At 35.4% G+C, this 23,239-nt stretch carries 15 protein-coding genes; all 15 read right to left on the bottom strand.

What is annotated here, in order from left to right:
* Nucleotides 1-400: 400 nt before the first annotated feature.
* Nucleotides 401-1,537 carry a GntR family transcriptional regulator gene (locus tag HUW50_RS14630; RefSeq protein WP_066323891.1) on the bottom strand — a complete coding sequence of 379 codons (1,137 nt, stop codon included), beginning with the start codon at nucleotides 1,535-1,537 and terminating at the stop codon, nucleotides 401-403.
* Between the two features lie 539 nt (nucleotides 1,538-2,076).
* Entirely contained in the window at nucleotides 2,077-3,411 is a 1,335-nt protein-coding gene (locus HUW50_RS14625) for an AbfB domain-containing protein (RefSeq protein WP_185652982.1), read from the bottom strand.
* A 74-nt stretch (nucleotides 3,412-3,485) separates the two neighbouring features.
* On the bottom strand, nucleotides 3,486-4,298 hold the full coding sequence (locus HUW50_RS14620) for an SDR family oxidoreductase (RefSeq protein ID WP_066323886.1): 813 nt from the start codon (nucleotides 4,296-4,298) through the stop codon (nucleotides 3,486-3,488).
* A 402-nt stretch (nucleotides 4,299-4,700) separates the two neighbouring features.
* Nucleotides 4,701-6,254, bottom strand: a complete 1,554-nt coding sequence (locus HUW50_RS14615; protein WP_066323877.1) for a glycoside hydrolase family 43 protein — start codon at nucleotides 6,252-6,254, stop codon at nucleotides 4,701-4,703.
* Nucleotides 6,255-6,593: 339 nt separating this feature from the next.
* Nucleotides 6,594-8,072, bottom strand: a complete 1,479-nt coding sequence (locus tag HUW50_RS14610) for an alpha-L-fucosidase (RefSeq protein ID WP_066323876.1) — start codon at nucleotides 8,070-8,072, stop codon at nucleotides 6,594-6,596.
* A 284-nt stretch (nucleotides 8,073-8,356) separates the two neighbouring features.
* Nucleotides 8,357-8,788: an L-fucose mutarotase gene (gene fucU / locus HUW50_RS14605; RefSeq protein WP_066323875.1), complete on the bottom strand. Its 432-nt coding sequence runs from the start codon at nucleotides 8,786-8,788 to the stop codon at nucleotides 8,357-8,359.
* 211 nt (nucleotides 8,789-8,999) lie between these two features.
* Complete coding sequence (locus HUW50_RS14600; RefSeq protein WP_260445500.1) at nucleotides 9,000-10,880, bottom strand: beta-L-arabinofuranosidase domain-containing protein; 1,881 nt, start codon at nucleotides 10,878-10,880, stop codon at nucleotides 9,000-9,002.
* Nucleotides 10,881-11,067: 187 nt separating this feature from the next.
* Nucleotides 11,068-13,500 carry a glycoside hydrolase family 31 protein gene (locus HUW50_RS14595; protein ID WP_066323864.1) on the bottom strand — a complete coding sequence of 811 codons (2,433 nt, stop codon included), beginning with the start codon at nucleotides 13,498-13,500 and terminating at the stop codon, nucleotides 11,068-11,070.
* 234 nt (nucleotides 13,501-13,734) lie between these two features.
* Entirely contained in the window at nucleotides 13,735-16,017 is a 2,283-nt protein-coding gene (locus HUW50_RS14590) for a glycoside hydrolase family 95 protein (RefSeq protein ID WP_066325710.1), read from the bottom strand.
* Between the two features lie 29 nt (nucleotides 16,018-16,046).
* Entirely contained in the window at nucleotides 16,047-16,880 is an 834-nt protein-coding gene (locus HUW50_RS14585; RefSeq protein ID WP_232328935.1) for an amidohydrolase family protein, read from the bottom strand.
* Between the two features lie 25 nt (nucleotides 16,881-16,905).
* Complete coding sequence (locus HUW50_RS14580; protein WP_066323861.1) at nucleotides 16,906-17,922, bottom strand: zinc-binding alcohol dehydrogenase family protein; 1,017 nt, start codon at nucleotides 17,920-17,922, stop codon at nucleotides 16,906-16,908.
* Between the two features lie 33 nt (nucleotides 17,923-17,955).
* Nucleotides 17,956-18,885: an aldo/keto reductase gene (locus tag HUW50_RS14575; RefSeq protein WP_066323858.1), complete on the bottom strand. Its 930-nt coding sequence runs from the start codon at nucleotides 18,883-18,885 to the stop codon at nucleotides 17,956-17,958.
* A 138-nt stretch (nucleotides 18,886-19,023) separates the two neighbouring features.
* Nucleotides 19,024-20,649, bottom strand: a complete 1,626-nt coding sequence (locus tag HUW50_RS14570) for an ABC transporter substrate-binding protein (protein ID WP_311773977.1) — start codon at nucleotides 20,647-20,649, stop codon at nucleotides 19,024-19,026.
* Nucleotides 20,650-20,749: 100 nt separating this feature from the next.
* Complete coding sequence (locus tag HUW50_RS14565; RefSeq protein ID WP_066323849.1) at nucleotides 20,750-21,646, bottom strand: carbohydrate ABC transporter permease; 897 nt, start codon at nucleotides 21,644-21,646, stop codon at nucleotides 20,750-20,752.
* 17 nt (nucleotides 21,647-21,663) lie between these two features.
* Entirely contained in the window at nucleotides 21,664-22,599 is a 936-nt protein-coding gene (locus tag HUW50_RS14560) for an ABC transporter permease (RefSeq protein WP_066325696.1), read from the bottom strand.
* Nucleotides 22,600-23,239: the final 640 nt, after the last annotated feature.

The raw sequence follows: 23,239 nt of genomic DNA, 5'->3' as shown, positions 1-23,239 counted from the left end.
ACATTGGTGTTTAGACAAAGATCGTTAGGAACGAAATGACAACGAGGATGAAAGAGTATATGTTCATTTCGTAAAAAGTTTTTTTAGTTTGCTTGTTCCAAAAACACCTCCAAAATAAATTCTAGTTATTGAAGCTTCAACTAGTCTAAGCATTCCAAGAAACATCATTGTTAACGCTTACATATAACTCTAAAGAATATATACCTGTTCCTACCACAATTCATATAGATCTCATCACTTGATTGTACGAACGTTTCTTTAAAACCTTTATCAATACTTTCACTCGTCCGTATATGCTTCTATAAACTGATTATATGAAACTGGTAAAATTTTTTCAAGAACTTTTTGAAAATTGTTTAAATAATCACTTTCAATTTATGGAGTAGGTAACCTAATCTTTTCATTTGGTTACCTTTTTACGAAGGTTTAACTCTGCTGTTGAACTCCGTACAATTAAACTTGGCTCAAAAACAACTGATTGTACTTTTTCTGCAGATTTTTTCTGTTGACCATTTTTTTCTTTCACGAGATCTACAATCATATTTGCTGCTGTCTCACCTAGTTTACTCTGAGGGTGAGTAATTGTTGTTAATTTCACTTCCGTTAGATTTCCCATAAAGGAATTGTCAAAGCCAACAAGAGATATATCGTCAGGAACACGCAGGTTTTTTTCTCGAAGTACATCAAGCAAAGTAATGGCTAGTTCGTCATTATAACAAACAATAGCTGTAGGTCTAGAATCTCTATCTAAGTCTAATAGTTTCGTAAGTACTTCTTTTGGCTTGGTTAACTTTTCACTTGAATTATAAGTTATGATCCCATTTGGATTAATCGTGACACCATGATTACGATGAGCTTTTATAAAGCCCTTCATTCTTTTTACTCCTTGAAGATCATCTGTTTTAAAGAAACTCACTATATTTCGATGTCCTAATTGAATGAGATGTTCGGCTTGAATATATCCACCCTTTTGGTCATTAATCGTTATGCTTAATGGCTCCAATTCATCATAAAATGCGTTAACCATAATATATGGAATGTTTAAACGTTCAATATTTAGGTAGTAATTGATATTGGGGTTTGATGTCGCACTTTTTGTAGGTTCTACAATGACTCCTTCAAAAGGCTCTGTTAAAATCTTTTCTAAAACCCTTCTTTCATTATCATGATCATTATTTGTACTAAATAGACTCACATTGTAGCCGTGTTTACTTAAAAAGGATTCTGCTCCTCTAATAATTGAAGGAAAAATGTAATCCGAAATAAAAGTAGTGACAATGGCAATGTTTTTTTGACTTCCTACACTTGATAACCTTTTATTATGTGTGCGGTCTGCACAAAAAGTACCAGCACCTTGTTCTCTATAAAGCCATCCCTTGTTTACTAACTCCCCAATTGCAATTCGAACAGTATGACGACTTACCTCAAATTGCTTCATTAACTCACTCTCAGAAGGTATTTTTTGGTGAGGTTGAAAGGTTCCATCTAAAATTCTTGATTTAATTTCTTGTTTCACAATGTCGTATTTCGTTGGCATAGGAGCACCTCATCTTGTAAAATTAATAAAACTTCTCTGTATAGACCTATAAATAAAAGTATTAAGGATAAACTAAGATATCTCTCTTTAACTCTACATTTAATCATCTAAAAAGGCGATTGTTTTTAAGAGTGAAATAAGTTGATCCATTAACCTATTAAATATTAATAAGGGCAGAAAACAATTATTTTTAATTGGACAACTTAAAGAAATCGCTTACATAACATTATCTTTCTTGTACGTAAGTGTTCTTTCATTAATCTTAATATAAATTGTACGTATATTCAAATAATTTCCACATAAAACACTTACCTTCTTTAGCCATTTTTCCCCTTAAGAATTTGTACGGAATACCCACCCTATAATACTTACTACTTTTAGCTTCCTTTCAACTTTTTAAGCTTTATAAATAAAAAAGCCTTATCCACATGGGATTAAGGCTAAAATGATATAATCTTAAACATTCGAAGTAGCACTTTCGATTTAGGAACCACTTTCTAAACTTCTAGAAAAATAAGAAAGAATATTCTTACACTTTTCTACCAACTAATCTGAAATGTAGCAAGTTGCTTGTCAATATCATCGTTAACATCACTTACTCTTAAGTAAATACCATCTAATGTTATAAATTTATCCGGATATCGAAATGAACGGAATGAGGACCAGCTGGAATCACTTAAGCCTTGGGTTGGAATAAATGTCGCTTCAGCCTTGAAATCATCCGATTCATCATTTCTTGCAAGTTGAAGTGCATAATTTACATTTCTCAAATAATGACCTCGATTCTGCAATGATTCGAAGGAAATACCTGCTTTATCAGCTAGACCAGGAACAATTATCCACTGAGAAGATTTGTATGAATCGAAGGGATAATGCGCGATTTGAGCAAAAGACTTCTCATGTCTCACATAACAGTCCGGAGAGTTGTAGGACTTTAGACGATTCCATTGTGGCTTATCTCCCCAATGATGAAGCAAACGATCAAGTTCTTTTTTAGTAATTCTTGTAACAGATCCATGCTTAGCATTCAACGGTGGATTATAGTCACGTCTATTTAATGGAGTCCATTCTCCTCTTGCTAGATCTTCTGTCTCCCAAACAAACATTCTACCATTCACAGGATAATAACAGTCGCCATAAAGATACCATTTATTCTCTTCATATTTTTTAATGATTATAGATGCTTCGATCATTGGTTCACCTATTGGACGTGTGTACTGATTATGATCAAAACTCCTAGGTTCCAATGAAGCTGAATACGTCCCTTTCATTCGTTTGCCATCAGTTGGAGCCTCATCAGGTGTACGTTCATCCTTAAAATACATATAAAAGCTTCCTTCATGTTCTACAATCGCTGCATCAATGACATTATATCCTGGATCAAAATAAATGATTGGGTCACTCACAGTTACGAAATCTTCCGTGTAATTGACATAAATTCGGTTTCTATCATCTGTATTACCAGACCAAAAAATTCCATACTTATTTATTTTCTTATCAAAAAAGACCTCGGGTGCCCAGGAGTGCATACCTTCAGAATTCAATTGAAGAAGACGACCATTTTCAAAGGTTATAAGATCTGGAGAATCATAGCACATAATATACTCACTATTCCACATATTCGTTGCAAGTATAACAAAGCTACCATCCTGTTTTTTGTAGACAAATGGATCTCGAAGTCCCCTTTCACCTATTTGAGGATCAAGTATTGGTTTATTGTTGTTGAGAGGGATCCAGTTAAGACCATCATAGCTGTATGCCAAATGCAGTGAAAACTCATTCCCTTCGTTTAGAGGCGTTTCAGTAAAGTATCCCATAACATAAGCAATTTCCTCATTTTTACTCTCTTGATTTACTACAAGCTTTTCGTTCAAATGACCACATCCTTTATCTCTCGAGATCATACTATACCCGAAAAAATTCACTTAAAGTATTACAAAAGATCGTCTTATTTATTTAGTCGAAGCTTATAACTATCCTGTTCACTTGAACTCGCATGCTCTTTTAAAGTCTCTAAACGATCATAAACAGAAACTACTCTTCCTGTATAATGATCAAGTTCTCCATTTGCCATGTAGTATGCATATTGAGGTGCTTGAAATGGTGGGACATCAATCTTCTGTTCAAATAAACCCTCGATATCACTTAAATAACGTTGACCATCTTTTGTATCTCTTTGATAACGGGTCATATCTGTATCATTTAAGCCTGGATCTAAAGCAAATACTTTAATAGGTGTTTCATCTAGCTCTTCAGATAAATTCTCTGTTAATCTAGCAACAGCGGTTTTGGATGTACCATATCCATTACCATATTTAAATGCTCCTATCGTCCCACCGCCTACAACATTTATAATACTTCCAAAGCCTTGGCTAATCATGATTGGAACCACGGCTTGAATACAATGAAATGTTCCAAATAAATTCGTGGTGACATCATTTATCCAATCTGATTTTCGCACCTCCCAAGTAGGTCCAATCGCTTTAAATGCACCTGCATTATTAATCCACACGTCAATTTGTCCAAATTGTTTCATTACAGAATCCACTACATCTTGAATTTCAGTAGGTTGTGTTACATCCATTGATACCATTACATGCTCAGAAGAATATGTATCTAATTCCTCTTTTACTTCTTTTAACCTTTCAGAATCTCTTCCTGTTCCAATTACTTTATATCCTTTTTCTGCAAAAAACAGAGCTGTATTACGACCAATTCCTCTTGTTGCACCTGTTATCAAAACAACTTTTTTCTGTTCCATTTTATTATCCTCCTTTACGAATGTGCTAATTGTATGAGCTCCATACTTTTATACACATCCTATCGATTTTGTGATTTAATCCTTAATAACTAGATACGATAAATCAATAAAAGCTAAAAGAATCCCCACTAAAAGTATACGTTTTCATTTCATTCACAACAACTACTGAAAAATTATTGCCATAGTTAAAACTTGTTTAGTTACTATACTATTTTATCGTAACTAAACAATTGGTAGTTTCTGTTTTGTGAACCCTTAAGTACCTATGTTTGCTCATTAAATAGTAAAAAGCACGCCCAATTATGGATGTGCTAGTTTTCTTCAACGTCTAAAATATTAGTTTAAATAGACTGTATATAGTTACTGTACTGCTTTACAAAAGAATATTTCATGACGATTAAACTAAATACTCTTTACTACATTATCACTAATTTTTTTAATAACCTTATTATCCTTCATATAATGAAAGTAAGCAAAATCAACATGTCCACCAATTTGTGTCGTTGCATAATTAAATAAACCGATGCGATAGCCCATGAAATGATCTAAAGTGTATTTCATGTTCAATGCATCACCCACTTCAATCCATTCATTCCCATCGATCGAGTAATAGAACTTCGCTACGTCACAGCTATCCTCAAAATTGAATTCTATCTTTACATATATCAGATTCTCTTGAAATGGTATTTTTTCTATTATTTCTTCACTACCATCTCCACGATTTTTCGTCATTGTTACATAGCGGTCACCATTCTCTGTAAGTTGAATGCCAATGGTTCCAAAGCTATTTTGCAAAGCAATTAATCCTGCATGATCACCAGGTTTCATCTGCGTTATATCCATTAAGGTAATTCCAGCACAGGTTGGTCCTTCTGTTCTTTGGGTTAATGTATTACGAGCAAATAATACGCTGTTTGTTAAATAACCAGTTTCCAAACGCAAATATCCTGGCCTTTTCACGAAAGACCACAGATTATTGTCAGGATTATGATTCCATTGCCAATTAAGTTCTAATTTATTTTCTATATAAGCAAACTCATCACTAATTACCAAAGGTTGATGGGTTGAATTTGGCAAGTTCAGTTCAAAATCTTTTGGTGCCCTGCCATCAATCCCAAAAATTGGCCAACCATCTACCCAGTTAACCGGTAATACATAGGGAATTCTACCAACTGCATCATGATCTTGAAACAACATGGCATACCACTTATTATCAGGAGTATCAAAAATGGCTCCTTGAGCAATCCCTTTATTATGGTAACCCTTATCGTCATCAAAAATCACTTTGCGCTCATATTCTCCTAAAAGTTGTCTTGAGCGGTAACATATTTGTCTTCTCCGCTGATTTCCAACCTTTGGCCATTCTATAAATAGTAAATAATAGTGTCCGTTCATCTTATAGGCATGACAACCCTCACATCGTAAACCTATTCCTTCCTTTTCAGTTTCCAAGAGTAATTGATGAACTCCCCCTGGTTTTACGGCTGTCGCGTCCTCTGTTAATTCTGTAATACGAATATCCCCACATCCATAAATTACAAACACTCTATCTTCATCAAAAAACAAAGCAGGATCATGATATCTTCCCTCAATAGTAAAGCGCTTCCATCCTCCACCTTCAATATTCTGTGTTTGGTATATATAAAACTGATTCATATCATTACTAGAAAAACAAACATAAAATGTACCATTATGATAGCGTAAACTTGCAGCCCATGATCCCTGACCATAAATTCCTTTTCCATCTAACAGGTTATGACTATCATTTTCCTCTAATGTGTCAAAAACATATCCGACAATCTCCCAATCCACTAAATTCACTGACTTCATAATTGGGCAGCCTGGTACGGTATGCATACTTGTACTAACCATATAATAAATTTCTTCAACTCTTATAACGTCTACGTCCGGAACATCTGACCAAAAAATTGGGTTTGTTAAAGTAGTTTGACTCATCATATTTCTCCTTTTTTCATTTCTATCTAGTTTCTTTACTTTCTATGATTCTAGTATATATTCAGTTTCTTAGTTAACTTTTTATTCTGTATTTATATTTAAAACTCCTTTATATTTGTAACAATTCATCATGACATCACCTGAAATTAATACACTAATTCTTCAACAAAACCAGCAAGCCTTTCCCCAATAAAAACCAAGGAAAGGCTCGCTTAATTTTAATCATATAATATAACCAATCCTACTATTGAAAAGAACAGACAGATTAGATTTAAATAAGCAAACCTAGTAAATTATTCAGATACTCTATATCTTCCTATACTTCTTTCAATGTAAAAATTAATCAATCAATAGTTTGAATACCACTGGCTTATCACTACTAACTTGATCTGTAGTAATCTCCAAACCATCTTCTGTACGATTCCAACTCGGTTTTTCCTCAAACCCCAAAATGGAAATGTTTTTAATTATGCCATGAAAATGAGGTAGTTTTGAAGCATCTTTTTCTGCAAGAGACTGGATATTTACTTTTCCATCTTCCGGATAATTTAATACTGTTGCATAAAGATAAGAGCCATTTACAGTAAAGCGTATGTCTTCTGAAGTGAACTCTTTTGATTTGCTATCTGTAAACTGTCCCTCCTGGATTTCTGTAGGTCCCTCACCAGACTTCCTCCATACTTTACTATCATAAATAGCCTCACCATTCACTTTTAACCAATTACCAATTTCTAACAATATAGTTTTATCCTCATCAGGTATTGTCCCATCTGCTTTTGGTCCTATATTCAACAATAAACTACCATTTTTGCTCACAATATCAACAAGGTCACATATAATCTCATTAGCAGTTTTATAATCATTATTTTCTGTATAACACCATGAGTTTTTGGCTACAGAAGTATCAGTTTGCCAAAAATACGGCTTCTGTTCTGAAAATTGTCCTCTTTCTATATCTACTACTGCACTACCAAACATAAAGGCATCATGTTTATAGTTAATAGCAACATCCATGCCCCATTCATCAGCACGGTTATAGTAATACGCAGCAAACTTTTTTAGATATGGTTTTACTGCATGATGCTGTATCCACCAGTCAAAATACATAATTTTTGGTCGATAACGATCAACTATTTCACAGGTGCGAATTAACCAATCCTCAAGAAATTCCTCAGACGGTGATGGACTAAATAGATCTTGATGATTTGGCTCCGGCATAGCCGCCCAATAAAAATCTCCTTTCTCAAGCGGTTCTTTAATGTCACTATCAAATTCTTTACCATGGCCCATAAAAAACCAGTGTTCGATACGATGAGAGGATGCGCATAATGAAATGTCTCTTTCTTCTAACGAATCGCCTAATTCACCAAGGATATCGCGTTGTGGTCCCATTTCATAGGCGTTGAAATGAGAATAATCACTCTTATACATTTGAAATCCATCATGGTGTTCTGCAACAGGCATTACATATCGGGCTCCAGCCTCCTTAAAAAGGTCAGCCCATTCCACTGGATCAAAACGTTCTGCTTTAAACAGTGGGATAAAATCTTTGTACCCAAATTCCTTATGATTACCATAAGTTTTTACGTGATGTTCAAATTCTTTTGACCCCTGAATATACATATTTCTTGAATACCATTCACTTCCAAAAGCAGGAACTGAATATACTCCCCAATGAATAAAAATTCCAAATTTTGCATCACGGTACCACTTTGCTAACTCGTACTTCGAAAGTGAATCCCAATTATCATCATACTTTCCTTCTTTAATCACTCGATCAATTTCTTTTAAATAATTTGTATATTTTTTATCAATCATAATCTTTCCTCCTCATGTGTATAAACAAGAACTTGTTTAAAAGATGAAATGAATAATAACTTTAAATTAGATTGACTAAACTATGAGCGATGAAATATCACTCCTCTACTTGTAATGCTTTGATCAATTCTTTTCAAATGATTGATTTATATTTTTTAACACTTAAAATTTCCGATTTATCCATATACAACGATCTTACCTATATGTAAACTTGCAGATCTTAAACTAGAAATTACTAATTACTACTAGTGATCGATATTTTAGGTATAATCAATTCACATAACTTATTCTGAAATAACACCTTTTTTTAGAATTATGTTTGCATAAAGAGCTTTTTCACCAGTCGCTATTATCGCATAGGCATTTTTTGCTCTATCGTAAAATGCAAATCTCTCTACGTATTCAAAGGGACTCTCTATTGAAGTTTGTTTCGCTATTATTGATTCGTACTCATCCCAAATTGGTGTTTCAACAGGATCTCCCTTAACAACCTCCATAAGTGCAATGGGGTGTTTCGTATATGTGTCAATAGGGAATAACTCTAAAATTGACTCTAATATCTCTGTTGCACTATTCCCATCACAGCGGATCACTTTACTACCATGACTTGCTGCAGGGAAATTTCCATCAGCTAGTACGATTTCATCGCCATGTCCCATTTCCATTAATACTTTTAATAACTCAGGGGAAATTATTTTTGGTATGCCTTTTAACATTTTTACAGATACTCCTTATCTAACAGTTTTTATTTTTAGACTTAACGATCAAGATTAATATTTCCCGCGCTTCATAGATCATTAAAAAATGATAATGTTTTTTATCATCACATGTATTTACAATCAAAAAATGCACTATTTAAATGGCTTAATGATAGAATAGTTGATAACTAGTTTGATTTTTCTTCCATTACTCAATTTATGATAAAGATTATGATTTTCGAATTGGAAAATAAAGTGTATAACTCTCATCTGTCACATCTACTAATGGAATAAATTTAAAGTTTATGGGCTGATTTTTCGTTTTATATGTTCCATCATTCCAAAAACTATGATGCCTTTCGTTATGAGGAGTTAAGAAAGTATCTGGTTTATTAGGATCTCCTACAATTTCCCTCTCCTCTTCAACTAGCCCTGCTAAAACAAGTGGTCCATCCATTAATGCCACCATATTTTGTGAACCTATCAGTGAAGAGGTATAAAGTTGTTTTGGAAACTCGAGTGTTATTTGATCATTTTTCCAGATTTTTTTCAAATGGATAAAGGAAGATTGGATAGAATACTCTCCAACTTTCCCGTTAATTTTCACAGTTGGTTCCCCTTGCACCCACCAAGGAATACGAGTTTTCACCTCAAATTCAGCCTGTGTACCACACTCAATATGAAGTATATGCCTATAGCAATCAGGACGATCATTTGGAATTTGTGGTACATGTACATATTGAATTTGCTCATATCCACTTTTATGAAATGTCTGAATAGGACCTGATCCATTCTGCGTACTACTTCTTAACTCCATTTTCACATTTGTTCCCTCATAACTAAAACTAGTTCGTGAAGGAATAAATTGGCTAATCGTTATTCCATTTAATTGCTTATGAAAGATACATTGATCATAAGATGCTTGAGCTTGAACAAGTGTTCCGTGACAACACCAAAAATGCTTCGTTGGACTTCCCCATTTCTTCTTGCTTCCAGGTCCCATATCTAAAAAATATGAAATCATCCCCGTCTTCTTGTTCTGTTGCGACATGATTCCGTTATATAAATTCTTTTCCCAAAAATCAGCATACTTTACATCTCCAGTCCAGCGGTACAAAAATTGGGAGAGACGCATCATATTGTAAATAACACAATGTTCCTGGGCTAAGCCCAATCTTGCAGCAAGGTTTTGAGGGGGTGTCCATACTTCACCGCAAGAAACTCCACCAGTACAATATGTTCCTCTCTTCACCACTGCTTCTTCCCAAAAAGCCTCAACAATATTACGCCAGCGTTTTTCTCCAGTTACCTCCCAAGCACGAGCAGCTCCTAATATTTCTGCTACTTGCGTATTCGCATGTTTATTTGTAAGAACATCCTTATCTTCAAGAAGGGCATCAAAAAATCTTGGGCGATCATAACGTTTGATTAATTCTAGATGTTCAGGCTTACCAGTAAGATCATATAAATCTACCCATGCTTCAAGCATTCCTCCTGTTTCATAATCTAAAATCACATCCAAATTTTCTCTTGTAAAAGACTTAGTCCAATTGTAAAACCAATTTGAAAAACGGTCTGATATATGTAAGGCCTCTTCTATTCCCATCATGTTATACACATCATGTAATCCCATAAATATTTTATGGACAGTATAATGTGGCGCCCATACTTGTCGTCCTTCTAATATTCTCTCCATATAACTCTCTGGAATTGCCGCCACCCATTCTCCTCCGTTTGCTTGTTGACATCTTGCAAGCTCCTGAACGATAAACAAAGTTTTAGCTCTTAGCTCTTCATCACCTGTTTGCCCAAAAACACAAGCTGAAGCTGAGAGCCAATGCCCTAAAAAATGACCGCGAAGCTCACAAGTCGGAGATTCCCAACCCCAATGCCATGTTTCTGGTCCGTTTTCTTCATCGTCACTATCGAAAGAAGTACTAGCGCTTCCACTAAAACTCCATAATCCTGCCTGAAGATAAAAATTCCGTAATAAGTTTTCCGTTGATAAACTTTTAAGATATGAAGCATTCAAATTAAAACGGTCCATAAAAGGGCTATCTATTAACTTTATTGAACCATGTTGAAATTCTTTAAATTTTACTGTCATCATATATCACTCCAAAAGTCTATTCGTCATAATCTTTGATTTACCGATTTATTGAGCTGAAGAATTCTATTTTAACCTTCTATATCCAACAACTTCCAATAGCATTAGATAGTATAAGTTCACATATTTTATTAAAAGCTAGAAATCTATAATACAAAATATTTTTTGCGGAGGAAGATAATATGACTGATTAATTAAAATTAATGCTCATTGGCTCTCCATTGTAAACAACCTTTTGTTTAGAATATGTAGGAACGGATCTAACTTCTCCACCGTTAACAAGAGTAATCAACAATTCTCTAGAGCTCTTCATTCCTCGATAAGAACCACGACGTTTTTCTATTACAAGTCGATTTTTATCATCTTCCCAGCGAATGAGTATGGTGGAAAATTCCCCCTTCTCATAGTTGTAATTGTCTCCTTCATCTTCGTACAGCATAAAACTTCCATCTTGCCCTTTATAAACTTTCAATTCTACGGGTTCTGTTAACTCTTCGGAGCTGTATTGAATATTGGGACCAAAAGGTACAATAGATCCGGCACGTACATACAAAGGCATAGTTTCGAGCTCAGCAGGTGCCTCAATGTGTTGGCCACCAAACATCCGTTGGTCTGTCCAGAAATCATACCAATCTGTTCCAGAAGGTAAATATATATGGCGTTTTTTACTAGCATCTTCAATCTTAATTGATCCATTTTTGTAGTACATTGGGTCCGTCACAGGATTTACTAAGAAGGCTGGTCCAAACATATATTGGTCTTTAATGTTATAGGTTTTCGGATCATGCATAAAGTCAAATGCTAAGGTACGCATCATGGTATAATCCTGATGAGTTACCCAACCAGCGATCGAATAAATATAAGGTAATAAGCGATAACGTAGCTTAATAAATTTTACAATCGTGTCATAGAACACCGTACCTGGCTCACCAAATCTCCACACTTCTCTAGGTGTATCTGTGCCATGGCTTCGGAACATAGGTAAAAATGTGCCATATTGCAACCATCTAACGTATAGCTCGCGGTATCCTAAGTCTTCACAGCCATCCTGATAATCTCCATTCCAAAACCACTGAGCCTTTTTAGAAACAAAGAATGCTCCGATATCCAAAGTCCAGTAGGGATTCCCGGTCACGCAGAAATTTAATCCATCAGCGATCTGATTTCGCATTGTTTCCCAATTGGCAGCTATATCTCCAGACCAAGAAATCGTCCCATACTTTTGCTGGCCTGCAAAAGCGGACCTTGTTAAGTTAACAACCCGCTTCGTTTCAGTTGTCTTCCGCTGTCCTTCATAGATACCCTTGGAATGCAGAAGTGAATATGCATTAATAAAACCAGGGTCCAAATATTTTTTTGATTCTTGCGTATTGATCCGAAGTCTTTCTTCTGGTTCAGGTTTTACTTCCCCTCCCCAATCTGCCTCGAAGGGTTCTGTACAATCGCACCACCATGCATCGATGCCATGTGAAAACAATCCAGCATTTGCCTGTTTCCAATACAGATCACGCGCTTCTTCGCGAAATGCATCATACGTTGCTTGATTCCCAAGAAGATACCCTTTTTGCTTCATTTCTACATGATTAGGCCCATCGTTATTCATAATTGGCCAAATAGAAACCATAAGTTTCGCATTCAGCTCATGAATATCATCCATCATTTTTGTTGGATTGGGAAAACGTTCGGGATCAAAAGATTTTTGCCCCCAAAGTTCCCCAGTCCATGACATCCAATCAAGTACAATTGTATCAAGAGGGATTTGACGTTTTCTGTACTCTTTTATCGTCGAAATTAACTCCTCTTGTGATTTGTACCTCTCTTTTGACTGCACATAACCAAAAGCCCATTTAGGCAAAAGCGGTGCTTTTCCTGTGAGGTGGCGATAACCTTTTACAATTTGATCAAAATTAGGCCCATGAATAAAATAAAAATCCATCTCACTATCTATATCTGTCCATATATATGAACCGTGAATATCATCATGGAATGTCATCAATGAATAGCTGTCTACAAGAATTCCGTACCCTTTAGTAGAGACAAAAACAGGTACCACTGCTTTCATGTTCTGCTGATACAAATATTGATGAGTGCCCCTTAAATTTAAAATACCTTCCTCGTGTGAACCTAGGCCATAGATCGCTTCATCATCTGACCATTCAAATTCGAGTTTGGTATGATAAGCTGTTCGATCAACGATGTGTTTTTCTGGAATAGCTTTAGCTCGAGCGCCATCAACATTTTTTGAATTCTGAATCTCCGTATTTTCATCAAAAACAGATTTTATCACTTCAACAGGGACAAGGGTTTTCCCACCACGATCTGGTTCCTTTGTTAAAACCTTACCTGACGAATCCGTATAAGTTAAAGCACATGTTTGTTTGTTGATTTCAATTTGTACATCGCTCGTTGAAAACTTGATACCATTGTCTGTCTCATTTACTGAAAATAGAACAGGTTCTTGTGCATTTGTTTCAACGATGAGGCTTTCTTTTATACCAATCTCTTTCTCTACTGTATAACGGATACGAATAATTGAATTCGTATAAGGAGTGATTTTTATCATTCCATTTGTACATTCAATTAACAAGTGATCTTCATGGCGCTTATACTGCACTACCTGCATGATACATACCTGCCTTCTATCGATTTTTTCAGTCACCCCATTAAAAGAGAAAACAATGCTAGATTCCAGAAATGACAACCTTTGCTCACTTTATTGTTCTTAATAAGTTATTTTTATCTACACACTCTCTTTTATGAAGGAAGAAAATTCCACTCGTACTTTTGGATTCTTAAACAAAATGTAAATTCTAGCGAATTAACATTGTTTCCGCTTCCATTACTACCTTAAAACAACCTAGTGTTTAACACGTAGAGTATAAATACCATCTCTTTCCGTAGGAAAACAAATCATTCCGTCTTCTTCATGTAGCTTATTAACAGGTTTATCATTTTTATCAGTTAACTTATATGGCCCAGTCCAGTTTATTTTGCAATCATTTCCACTTAAAGAATGAATGACAGCGGTTTCTATTGAACCGTTCGCCCAATATAAATCTACTTCAAATCCACCTCGTGCTTTTATTCCCTTAACAAAGCCTTTATCCCACTTTTCAGGGATGGCAGGAAGGAACTGAAGTGATCCAGTATGACTTTGTATGAGCATTTCAGCAATTCCGGCTGTACCTCCAAAATTCCCGTCAATTTGAAAAGGCGGATGATTATCCAAAAGGTTTGGAAGGGTCGAGTGCTTCAGCATTTCTAAAATATTTGAATAAGCAAGTTCCCCTTCCCAAAGTCTTGCCCACATATTGATAATCCAAGCCCGACTCCATCCTGTATGCCCCCCGCCATTCGCAAGTCTTCTTTCTAAAGTAGTTTTCGCTGCCTTGGCAAGATCTGGAGTTTCCGTTACACTGATTTGCTTCCCTGGGTGGAGAGCAAATAAATGTGATATATGTCGATGACCTGGTTCTGCCTCTTCATAATCCTCCATCCATTCTTGGATTTGCCCATATTTACCTATTTTCGTTTCTGGTAAACGCTTTAAAACCTCAGCCAATTGTTCTCTAAATAGTACGTCCTTCCCTAGGATTTCACTTGCCTCAATGCATGCAAGAAAGAGTTCTTTCAGGATCTGGCTGTCCATTGATGGTCCAATACACAATGTCCCTTTTTGACCATTTGGAAGAATATAGGTGTTTTCTGGTGAAACAGATGGACTTGTAACCAGATATCCCTCTTCCGTTTCTACTAAAAAGTCTAAAAAGAATTCAGCAGACTCTTTCATTGTCTCATAGCTTTTATCAAGAAAATCTTTATCAAAAGTAAATTGATAATGTTCCCATAAATGAAGGCAAAGCCATGCCGCGCCCGTTTGCCAGTAGGTTGACGGAGGGTAAATGTCCTGTGGAGCCGTATCCCCCCAAATATCCGTATTATGATGTGCTACAAATCCTCTGCATCCATACATGACCTCTGCTGTATGTCTACCATTTGCCCGCATTCGTTCAATTAAATCAAATAATGGCTCATGACATTCTGATAGATTACACACTTCAGCAGGCCAATAGTTCATTTGTGCATTAATATTAATGGTATATTTACTATCCCAAGGTGGTCTCATTTTGTCGTTCCAAATTCCCTGCAAGTTTGCTGGAAGCGTGCCAGGTCGACTACTTGATATGAGTAAATATCGACCAAATTGAAAATACAACTCTATCAGCTTATGATCTTCTAAACCATTTTTGACTCGGTTGATCCTTTCATCTATCGGCAATTGGAGTAATTCTTCATTTAATTCATCATTTAAACAAATTTCCATTCGTTTATAATAGGCCGAATAATCCTCTATATGACGTTGCTTCAATTGTTCATAAGATTTAATCGCTGCTTGATCAATCTTTTTAAAGCATTCTTCTTCTGGATCAGCATGACGAAAGGTTGTTTCAGCTGCTAAAAATAATACGACTGTATCAGCCTCACTTACAATTAGGTGCTCTCCAATAGTATCTACCGTTCCTCCCTCTGCAAAGGCAGATAACACAACAGAAAAATCGGATCCACCGTTCCCACCACAATTCCCTTTCATGACTAGACTATTATTTCTTTTTGAAGATAAACTCTCAATATATCTATTCTGTTCTCTTGAAAGTCTAGCAGTAAATGAAATCGATCCTTTTTCACTTGATGTAACACGAATTACTGTAACTTGATCTGGATAGCTGGAGAATATTTCTCTTTTAAAGCTGGTTTGATTCAAAGAATAGTCAACCGATAACATCGCTTTTTCTAAATCAAGCTTCCTTGTGTATTCTTCAACCCCTTCATGCCCAAAATTAAGAAACAAATCACCAAGGGTCATATAATGCCTTTGTGTTTCAGGTGTTCCCGATAAAGCATAGGTTGCTAGTTTTTCAGCTTCACTTAATCTTCCTTCCTTAAGTAACGCTCTAATTTTGGGTAGGTTTTCCAATGCATCTGGATTATTTCTATCTCTGAATCCTCCATACCAGATTGATTCTTCATTTAACTGAATTTGTTCTACTGAAGTTTTGCCAAATATCATAGCACCTAATCGTCCATTCCCAATAGGCAATGCCTCATTCCAATTCTTTGCAGGCTTATTAAATAAAATCATATTATGTTTCAAAACTGATTTCCCCCTAATTATTTTATTGAATAAAATCGAGAACAGTTTTCACCTAATATCTGACTCTCGTAACCAGAAGCGAATTGTTTAACATAATCTAGTACAATTCCCATAACCGATTCATAGGATTCACTAACTGTGCATACTGGCCAATCAGATCCTATCATGACTCTTTCCGGTCCAAATGCATTAAATACGATATCTAGATAGGCTTTAAAATCCTCTTTTCTCCAATTCTTCCAATCTGCCTCTGTCACCATTCCAGATACTTTCACATAAACATTTCTGTATTCTGCAAGTTTTGTAAGATTTTCCTTCCAAAATGAAATCTCTTTATTTTTTATATCTGGTTTGCCGATATGATCTAAAACAAATAACTGTTCCGGAAATTTTTCAATAAGCTGGAGAGCATAAGGAATATGCTTTGGAAAAAGTAAGAGATCATACGTTAAGTTAAAATCGTTTAGCACACTGATGCCCCGTTGAAATTCTTCGCTTAGCATAAATTGATCATCGGCTTCATCGTGGATCACATGACGAACGCCTTTTAAAAAGGGATTGTTAGCAAATTGCTTTAGTTGTTTTGTTACATCAGGTGAACATAGGTCAACCCATCCTACAACTCCCTTGATAAAATCATATTTTTGGGCTAATTCTAAAAGCCACCTTGTCTCATCTAAGCTTTGTCTAGCTTGAACAACGATAGACCCATCAAAATGAATAGATTTTAAAAGAACCTTCAAATCTTCTGGTGAAAAGTCCCTTTTTAATTCAGACATATCATCATTTATCCAGGCGAATTCCTTTTCGTTATAAAGCCAAAAATGTTGATGTGCGTCAATTTTCATCATTCAAAAGATCCCTCCCTTTTACTTATTATTCATATTCAATTACTGCCTTTATTACTTTTGCCTCCGGAGCTAGCAAATACTCGAATTCTTTCGCTATTCCATTAAATGAACAACGATGTGTAATTAAGTCCTCTAAGACAATGCTTGATGATTTTACAGCTTCTATTACTTCTCGAAAATCTTCCTTCGTCGCATTCCGACTTCCCATTAATGTTAGCTCTTTTTTATGAAAATCTGGGTCATGAAAGATGATGTCACCCTTTGCCAATCCAACAAACACTATCGATCCTCCATGTGCTGCGTATCGAAATGCTTGATTCATAGATTGGATGTTTCCTGTTGCATCAAATACAATACTTGGTAGGTCACCATTTGTAATATCTTGAATTTTTTGGAGTGGTTCATTTTTTACGCAAACCGTTTCATCAACTTTCGCCCAGTTCTGGCAAAAAGCAAGTCTTTCTTCATTTATATCCATTGCGATGACACGAGCTCCTCTATATTTAGCAAAAGCCATAACTCCAAGACCTATTGGTCCAGCACCGATGACTAAGACATTGTCACCTTCCTTTAAAAATGAACGCCTGACAGCATGGGCGCCGATCGACATTGGCTCTAACATTGCAGCTTCATCAAGTGAAATTCCATCTATCTTTATCAAGTGAGACACCGGTACAGATAATGTTTCACACATTCCTCCATCTATATGTACACCGATAACATATAGATCTGTACAGCAGTTCGTTTTCCCTGCTACACATGCAATACATTTACCGCAATACATATACGGAATAATCGCAACATGATCACCCTTTTTTAGACCACTATCATTTTTTTCAACTTCTTCAATGATCCCTGATAATTCATGACCTAAAATCCGTGGATAAGTAAAAAATGGCTGATTTCCTTTATATGCATGGATATCAGTCCCACATATCCCAATCCGCTTAATAGTTACCAACGCCTCTCCTCTTTTTAAAGTAGGCTTTGCCATTTCTATCATTTTTAGGTCGTTCGGATTTTCACAAACAATAGCTTTCATTTTATATCCTCCTATAATCGACTGTAAAAATTATTACCAATACTCGCTTCTTCCACTAGACCATGTTTTATTGTGGATCGGTTCTAGTATAGCTAGAACTTCTTTTAGAAACTCTAAATCAATCGGTTTATTTGCCCACTCGATATTCTTTTTAACATTCTCCACACTTGCTGTACTCACTAATGTTGTTGGTACTTTTTCATTCGCTACTGAGTATTGAATAGCAAGTTTTGAAATGTCTTCGCCATGTTGTTTACAAAAATAAGCTGCTTTGCTACATGCATCTTTTATTTCTTGTGATGCTGGATGCCATTCCGGCACCAATCGATTGCTAAGTAGTCCCATCGATAGTGGGGATGCGTTCATCAAGCCGACTTGATTTTTTTCCAAAAGAGGGAGCATATTCAACAAAGAATTATCATTCAATGAGTAATGACAATAGGAAAGGATGACATCAAGATCAGTTTTGTTAAGTACTTTTTCAAATATGGATAATGGTAAACCCGAAACGCCAAAAAATCGAATTTTCCCTTCTTTTTTTAGTAGTTTGAGGGCAGGGATTGACTCCTCTATGATTTGTTCATAAGAAGCAAATTCGATGTCATGCAAAAGTAAAATATCTAAATAATCCGTCGATAACCTTTTTAAGCTTTCTTCTACACTTGTAATAATTCTATTCTTTGAAAAATCAAATTCATGCTCTCCATATCTTCCCGCTTTCGTGGAAAGAATGAACTTCTCTCTCGGAATATCTTTCAACGCTTTTCCAAGTACAGTTTCAGCCTTCGTTAAGCCATAATAGGGTGAAACATCAATTAAATTCATTCCACATTCAACCGCTGTATGAACTGTTTTTATTCCCTCTTCCTCATCAATATTTCTAAACACAGAACCTAAAGATGAAGCACCATAACTAAGAACGGGAACGTTTAGCCCTGTTTTTCCAAGTTTTCTATATTTCATATGCCCCTCCAGAAAAAATTTTTTTACATTTTTGTTTAAGGTTGCGACTATAAAAATAACGCATAACTGATAGAACCGATGAAGAGACCTTCATCGGTTCTTTTATTCAATTGTTCAACTGATCATAGCTGAACTTTTTTATAAACTAGAATTGTCATATGCTTCTTGCATAATTTCTAAATAACGTTTAAGGTTTAACTGGTCAAACCCTTTAACATACGCATCCCATTCTTTATCCAAGTCTTTTGTACCTGTAATAAATTGTAGGGAATTCTGCTCAATATAGTCCACAATATTTGTCTCAATCATTGCTGCTTCATCTGCAACAGCTGGGTCAATCCAAATTGCCCAATGTGGGAAAACCTCAGAAGGTTCTTTTCCTTCATATAAATGAGTTGCTTCCTGTAATCTTCGCTCATACCCTTCTGCTGTATAAATATCAGTCGCTTGGACTAATCCATCTCTAAATTCTCCGGAATGATAATATTGTGATTGTGCCCCCCAATTATCGTTACGTGGTTTTTCATCTTCTTTTAAAGGTATTAGTGCTAAATTAGGTTCTACCCCTTCTTCAATTGCGATTTCTCCTTCTTTAGGTTCCCTCCAGCTTACATCTTTTTCACCATGATGACTGAGAATTCGTCCTTCGTCTGTAAACATATAGTCTACTAACTTAATAGCAGCAATCTGAGCTTCTTCACTTGCTTTATTTGTTAAAACAAATGCTCCTCCAGGAGTACTCGGGAAGTTATATGTTGCATATTCAGTATTTGGTCCTTTAAGTGGAGCCAATGCATCGTAATCTATATCATATTCGAAATTTGTTACAAACACTCCTGGGTGCATCCCGGTAGACGCTCCTACAATTTGAGCTTCTGCATTATTACCTAATTTTTGATGTGCCTCCATATTTTGTGAAAAGGCACCTTTATCAATTAATCCTTCTTTATATAAGGACTTTATATAGGCTAAGCCTTCCTTCCATTCATCTTTATTTGCTACTAAATCGACCTTCCCATTTTCTAAGGTCAATCTTGACCTCGAATCATCATAAATAAAACCGTTCATTAAATATGGAATAATAGATGATTCAATAAGAGCAGGCGAGCCACTTAATGGAACTTCATCTTGTTTTCCATTTCCATTTGGATCTTGTGTCTTAAATGCTGTTAATACATTTTTAAATTCTTCTGTTGTTTTCGGCATTTCTAGCTTTAATTTTTCTAGCCAATCTTTATTAATCCATAGTTTATTTCCATACGAACAATGAAAACATTCATTTAAATGTGGCAATCCATAAATATTTCCGTCAGGAGCCGTTACCATTGATGCATAATAAGGATGATTTTCTATCACCTCTTTTATATTTGGAGCATACTTATCTATTAAATCATTTAATGGAAGTACTACACCTTGTTTTCCATATCGTAATAAGTCTGTTTGAGAAAACTGATCTACCCAAGGAACTAAGAAAAAGGCATCAGGGTAATCACCACTTGCGAGCGCTATATTTCTTACTTCACTTGCAGAAGTTGCATCATAAGTTGTTACTTGCCATTCTAAATCGATATTAAACTTCTCCTCAACCAGTTTCGTGAAATAGTTTGTTTCTAAATTTGTATCAGCATTTTGTGGACCAAAAACCTTTATCTTAAGTGGACCATCTTGTTGAGACACTTCTGTTTTTTCATTTGAACTACAACCAACTAAAGTAAAACTAAGAATAAGCAATAATGATAAAAAATAAAGCATCGCCTTTTTCAATGTAACCTTCCCCTTTTCATTAAATTGAATGACAATATCAAAATCTGACTACATATATTTACTCCACATCCCCCCTTTCAACATTAACAACTAAGATGCATTAGCCTTTAACTGAACCAATCATCATACCTTTAACAAAGTGACGCTGAACAAATGGATAAATGAGCATAACAGGTAAACTCGCAGCAACGATTAAGGCATATTTCATTAAATCAGCTAGCTGCTGTCTTTCCATCATTTCAGATGCATCCATTCCACCTGTGCCTGTATTCAAAATAATAATATTTCTAAGTACCAATTGAAGTGGATGTAGATCTGGATTCTTTAAATATATCAAGGCATCAAAGTATGCGTTCCACTGACCTACTGCATACATTAAAACAAGGACTGCTATAATTGGCTTTGCTAATGGGAGGACAACTGACCAAAGGAAACGAAAATCACTACATCCATCCATTTCACTTGCTTCTACTAATTCATCTGGTATTGAAGTCTGAAAAAATGTACGTGCAATAATAACTTGCCAAACAGCAATTGCATTAGGAATCATGAGCGCCCATCTCGTATCCACCATTCCTAACGATTGCACTACAAGATAAGTAGGAATTAAGCCACCATAAAATAACATTGTGAATACGATAAAAAACATTAAAAAATTCCGACCAAAGAATGTTTTTCTTGAGAGTGGATAGGCAATCAACACAGTCAATGTCACACTAATTAACGTACCGAAAGAAGTATAAAATAGAGAATTTAAATAACCAGTTATGATCTGTGAATTACTAAAGATTACTTCATACCCTTTAAAAGACAGGTCTACTGGAAATAACCATACCTTACCAGATGAAACTGCTTCAGGACTGCTTATTGATGCACTGACAATATAAATTAGTGGATAAAGAACAACCACCAATAAGATCGTTAGAAATAAATAAACACCTGTTAGAAAAAAACGATCAGCAATCGATTCTTTTATTTTGTTTTTATGACTAAACATTGCTTTACTCCCCCTTATTACCACAAGCCATTTTTGGAAATTTTCTTCGAGGTTGCATTTACAGCAACAAGTAAAACTAGATTAATAATTGAATTGAACAAACCAACTGCAGTTGCAAAGCTAAAGTTAGCATTTAGCAAACCAATTTTATATACATAAGTCGAAATAACCTCAGAAGTAGAAAGATTAAGTGGATTTTGTAATAAAAAGACTTTTTCAAATCCTAGTGCCATGATGTTCCCCACACTGAGAATGAGAATAATAGTTGCTACAGGCATGATACTCGGAATATCAATATAAAAGATTTTTTGAAGTCGCGTAGCTCCGTCAACCTTTGCCGCTTCATATTGTGATGGATCGACACCAGATAGCGCAGCCAAATAAATGATAGCTGAATAACCTGCATGCTGCCATACGTCTGACCATACATAGATGTCCCTAAACATCCCTGGCAGACCAAGAAAATCAATCGATTCAAGCCCAAGGGTTCCAAACAATTGATTTACAATTCCAAGCCTAGGAGAGAACATTAATGTTAACATTGAAACAATAATAACAGTCGAAATAAAATATGGTGCATATGTGACCAATTGTACCGTCTTTTTAAACATGCCATTGCGAATTTCATTTAAACATAGAGCCAAGATTATAGGAATAGGAAATCCCACTGCCAACGCATACAAACTAAGGAAGAAAGTATTCTTAATAAGAATCCAAAATTGTGGATTGTTAAAAAACATCTCAAAATGCTTAAATCCAACCCATTCACTTCCCCAAATTCCTTTCACCACACTATAATCCTTAAAAGCAATTACGGAATTGAACATCGGAATATACTTAAAAATAAGAAAATATAGAACCGGAGGAATAACCAGCAGATAAAGTTGCCAATGTCTCTTTAATGACTTTTTGGCATTTCCTAAGATCTTTGACTTAACCTGTATTCCATTCAATTTAGGTGAAGTCTTATTTGCTACCTCGACTTTCAACTCAACCACTCCTATCTTTTTTGTAAACGCTACCAAAACAAAAAACTAATAAGTTGATTAGAATGTAACATGTGTTTAATCCTCTTCATAGGTACAATTGCAAATGTTTAGGACAATTAACGATAGAGATAATCTACATGCTTAACAAAAGCCCCTATTTTGAATACTTCAACCATGCATAAGAAGATTCAGAATAGAAGGCTTTCCTTGCCTTTAATCAAAAATGTTTAGATCCTAAAAATCGCATATCCAATGTTCAAATTTTTTCATTTCCTAAGCTATAAACACACACATAGAATATAAAAAAAAAGCTAATAATACATTTAGCCGTCAAGGTACATTTGAATTTGATCAGTACATTTTGCATGTACTAACTTGTCTTTAAAGTGGAGGTGGAATATATAAGCACAACCACCTTAAACATTTCTACAAACATAAGACAAATGGAAATTGAGAATCTATTGCCTACCATTCCAATTTTTCTTAAGACCTAGAGGGGCTAGAAACTGGAGCTGGAATCGACGTTAAGCTTTATTCCACTCGTCCTGTAAATGCGGATCAGTACGTTAATTCAAATTTTTCACTTAAAAATTATACGCTTAAC

Source organism: Metabacillus sp. KUDC1714, assembly GCF_014217835.1.
GTDB lineage: Bacteria > Bacillota > Bacilli > Bacillales > Bacillaceae > Metabacillus > Metabacillus rhizosphaerae.
The sequence above is the reverse complement of the archived record's forward strand: the minus strand, read 5'-3'. Positions and strand labels throughout refer to the sequence as shown.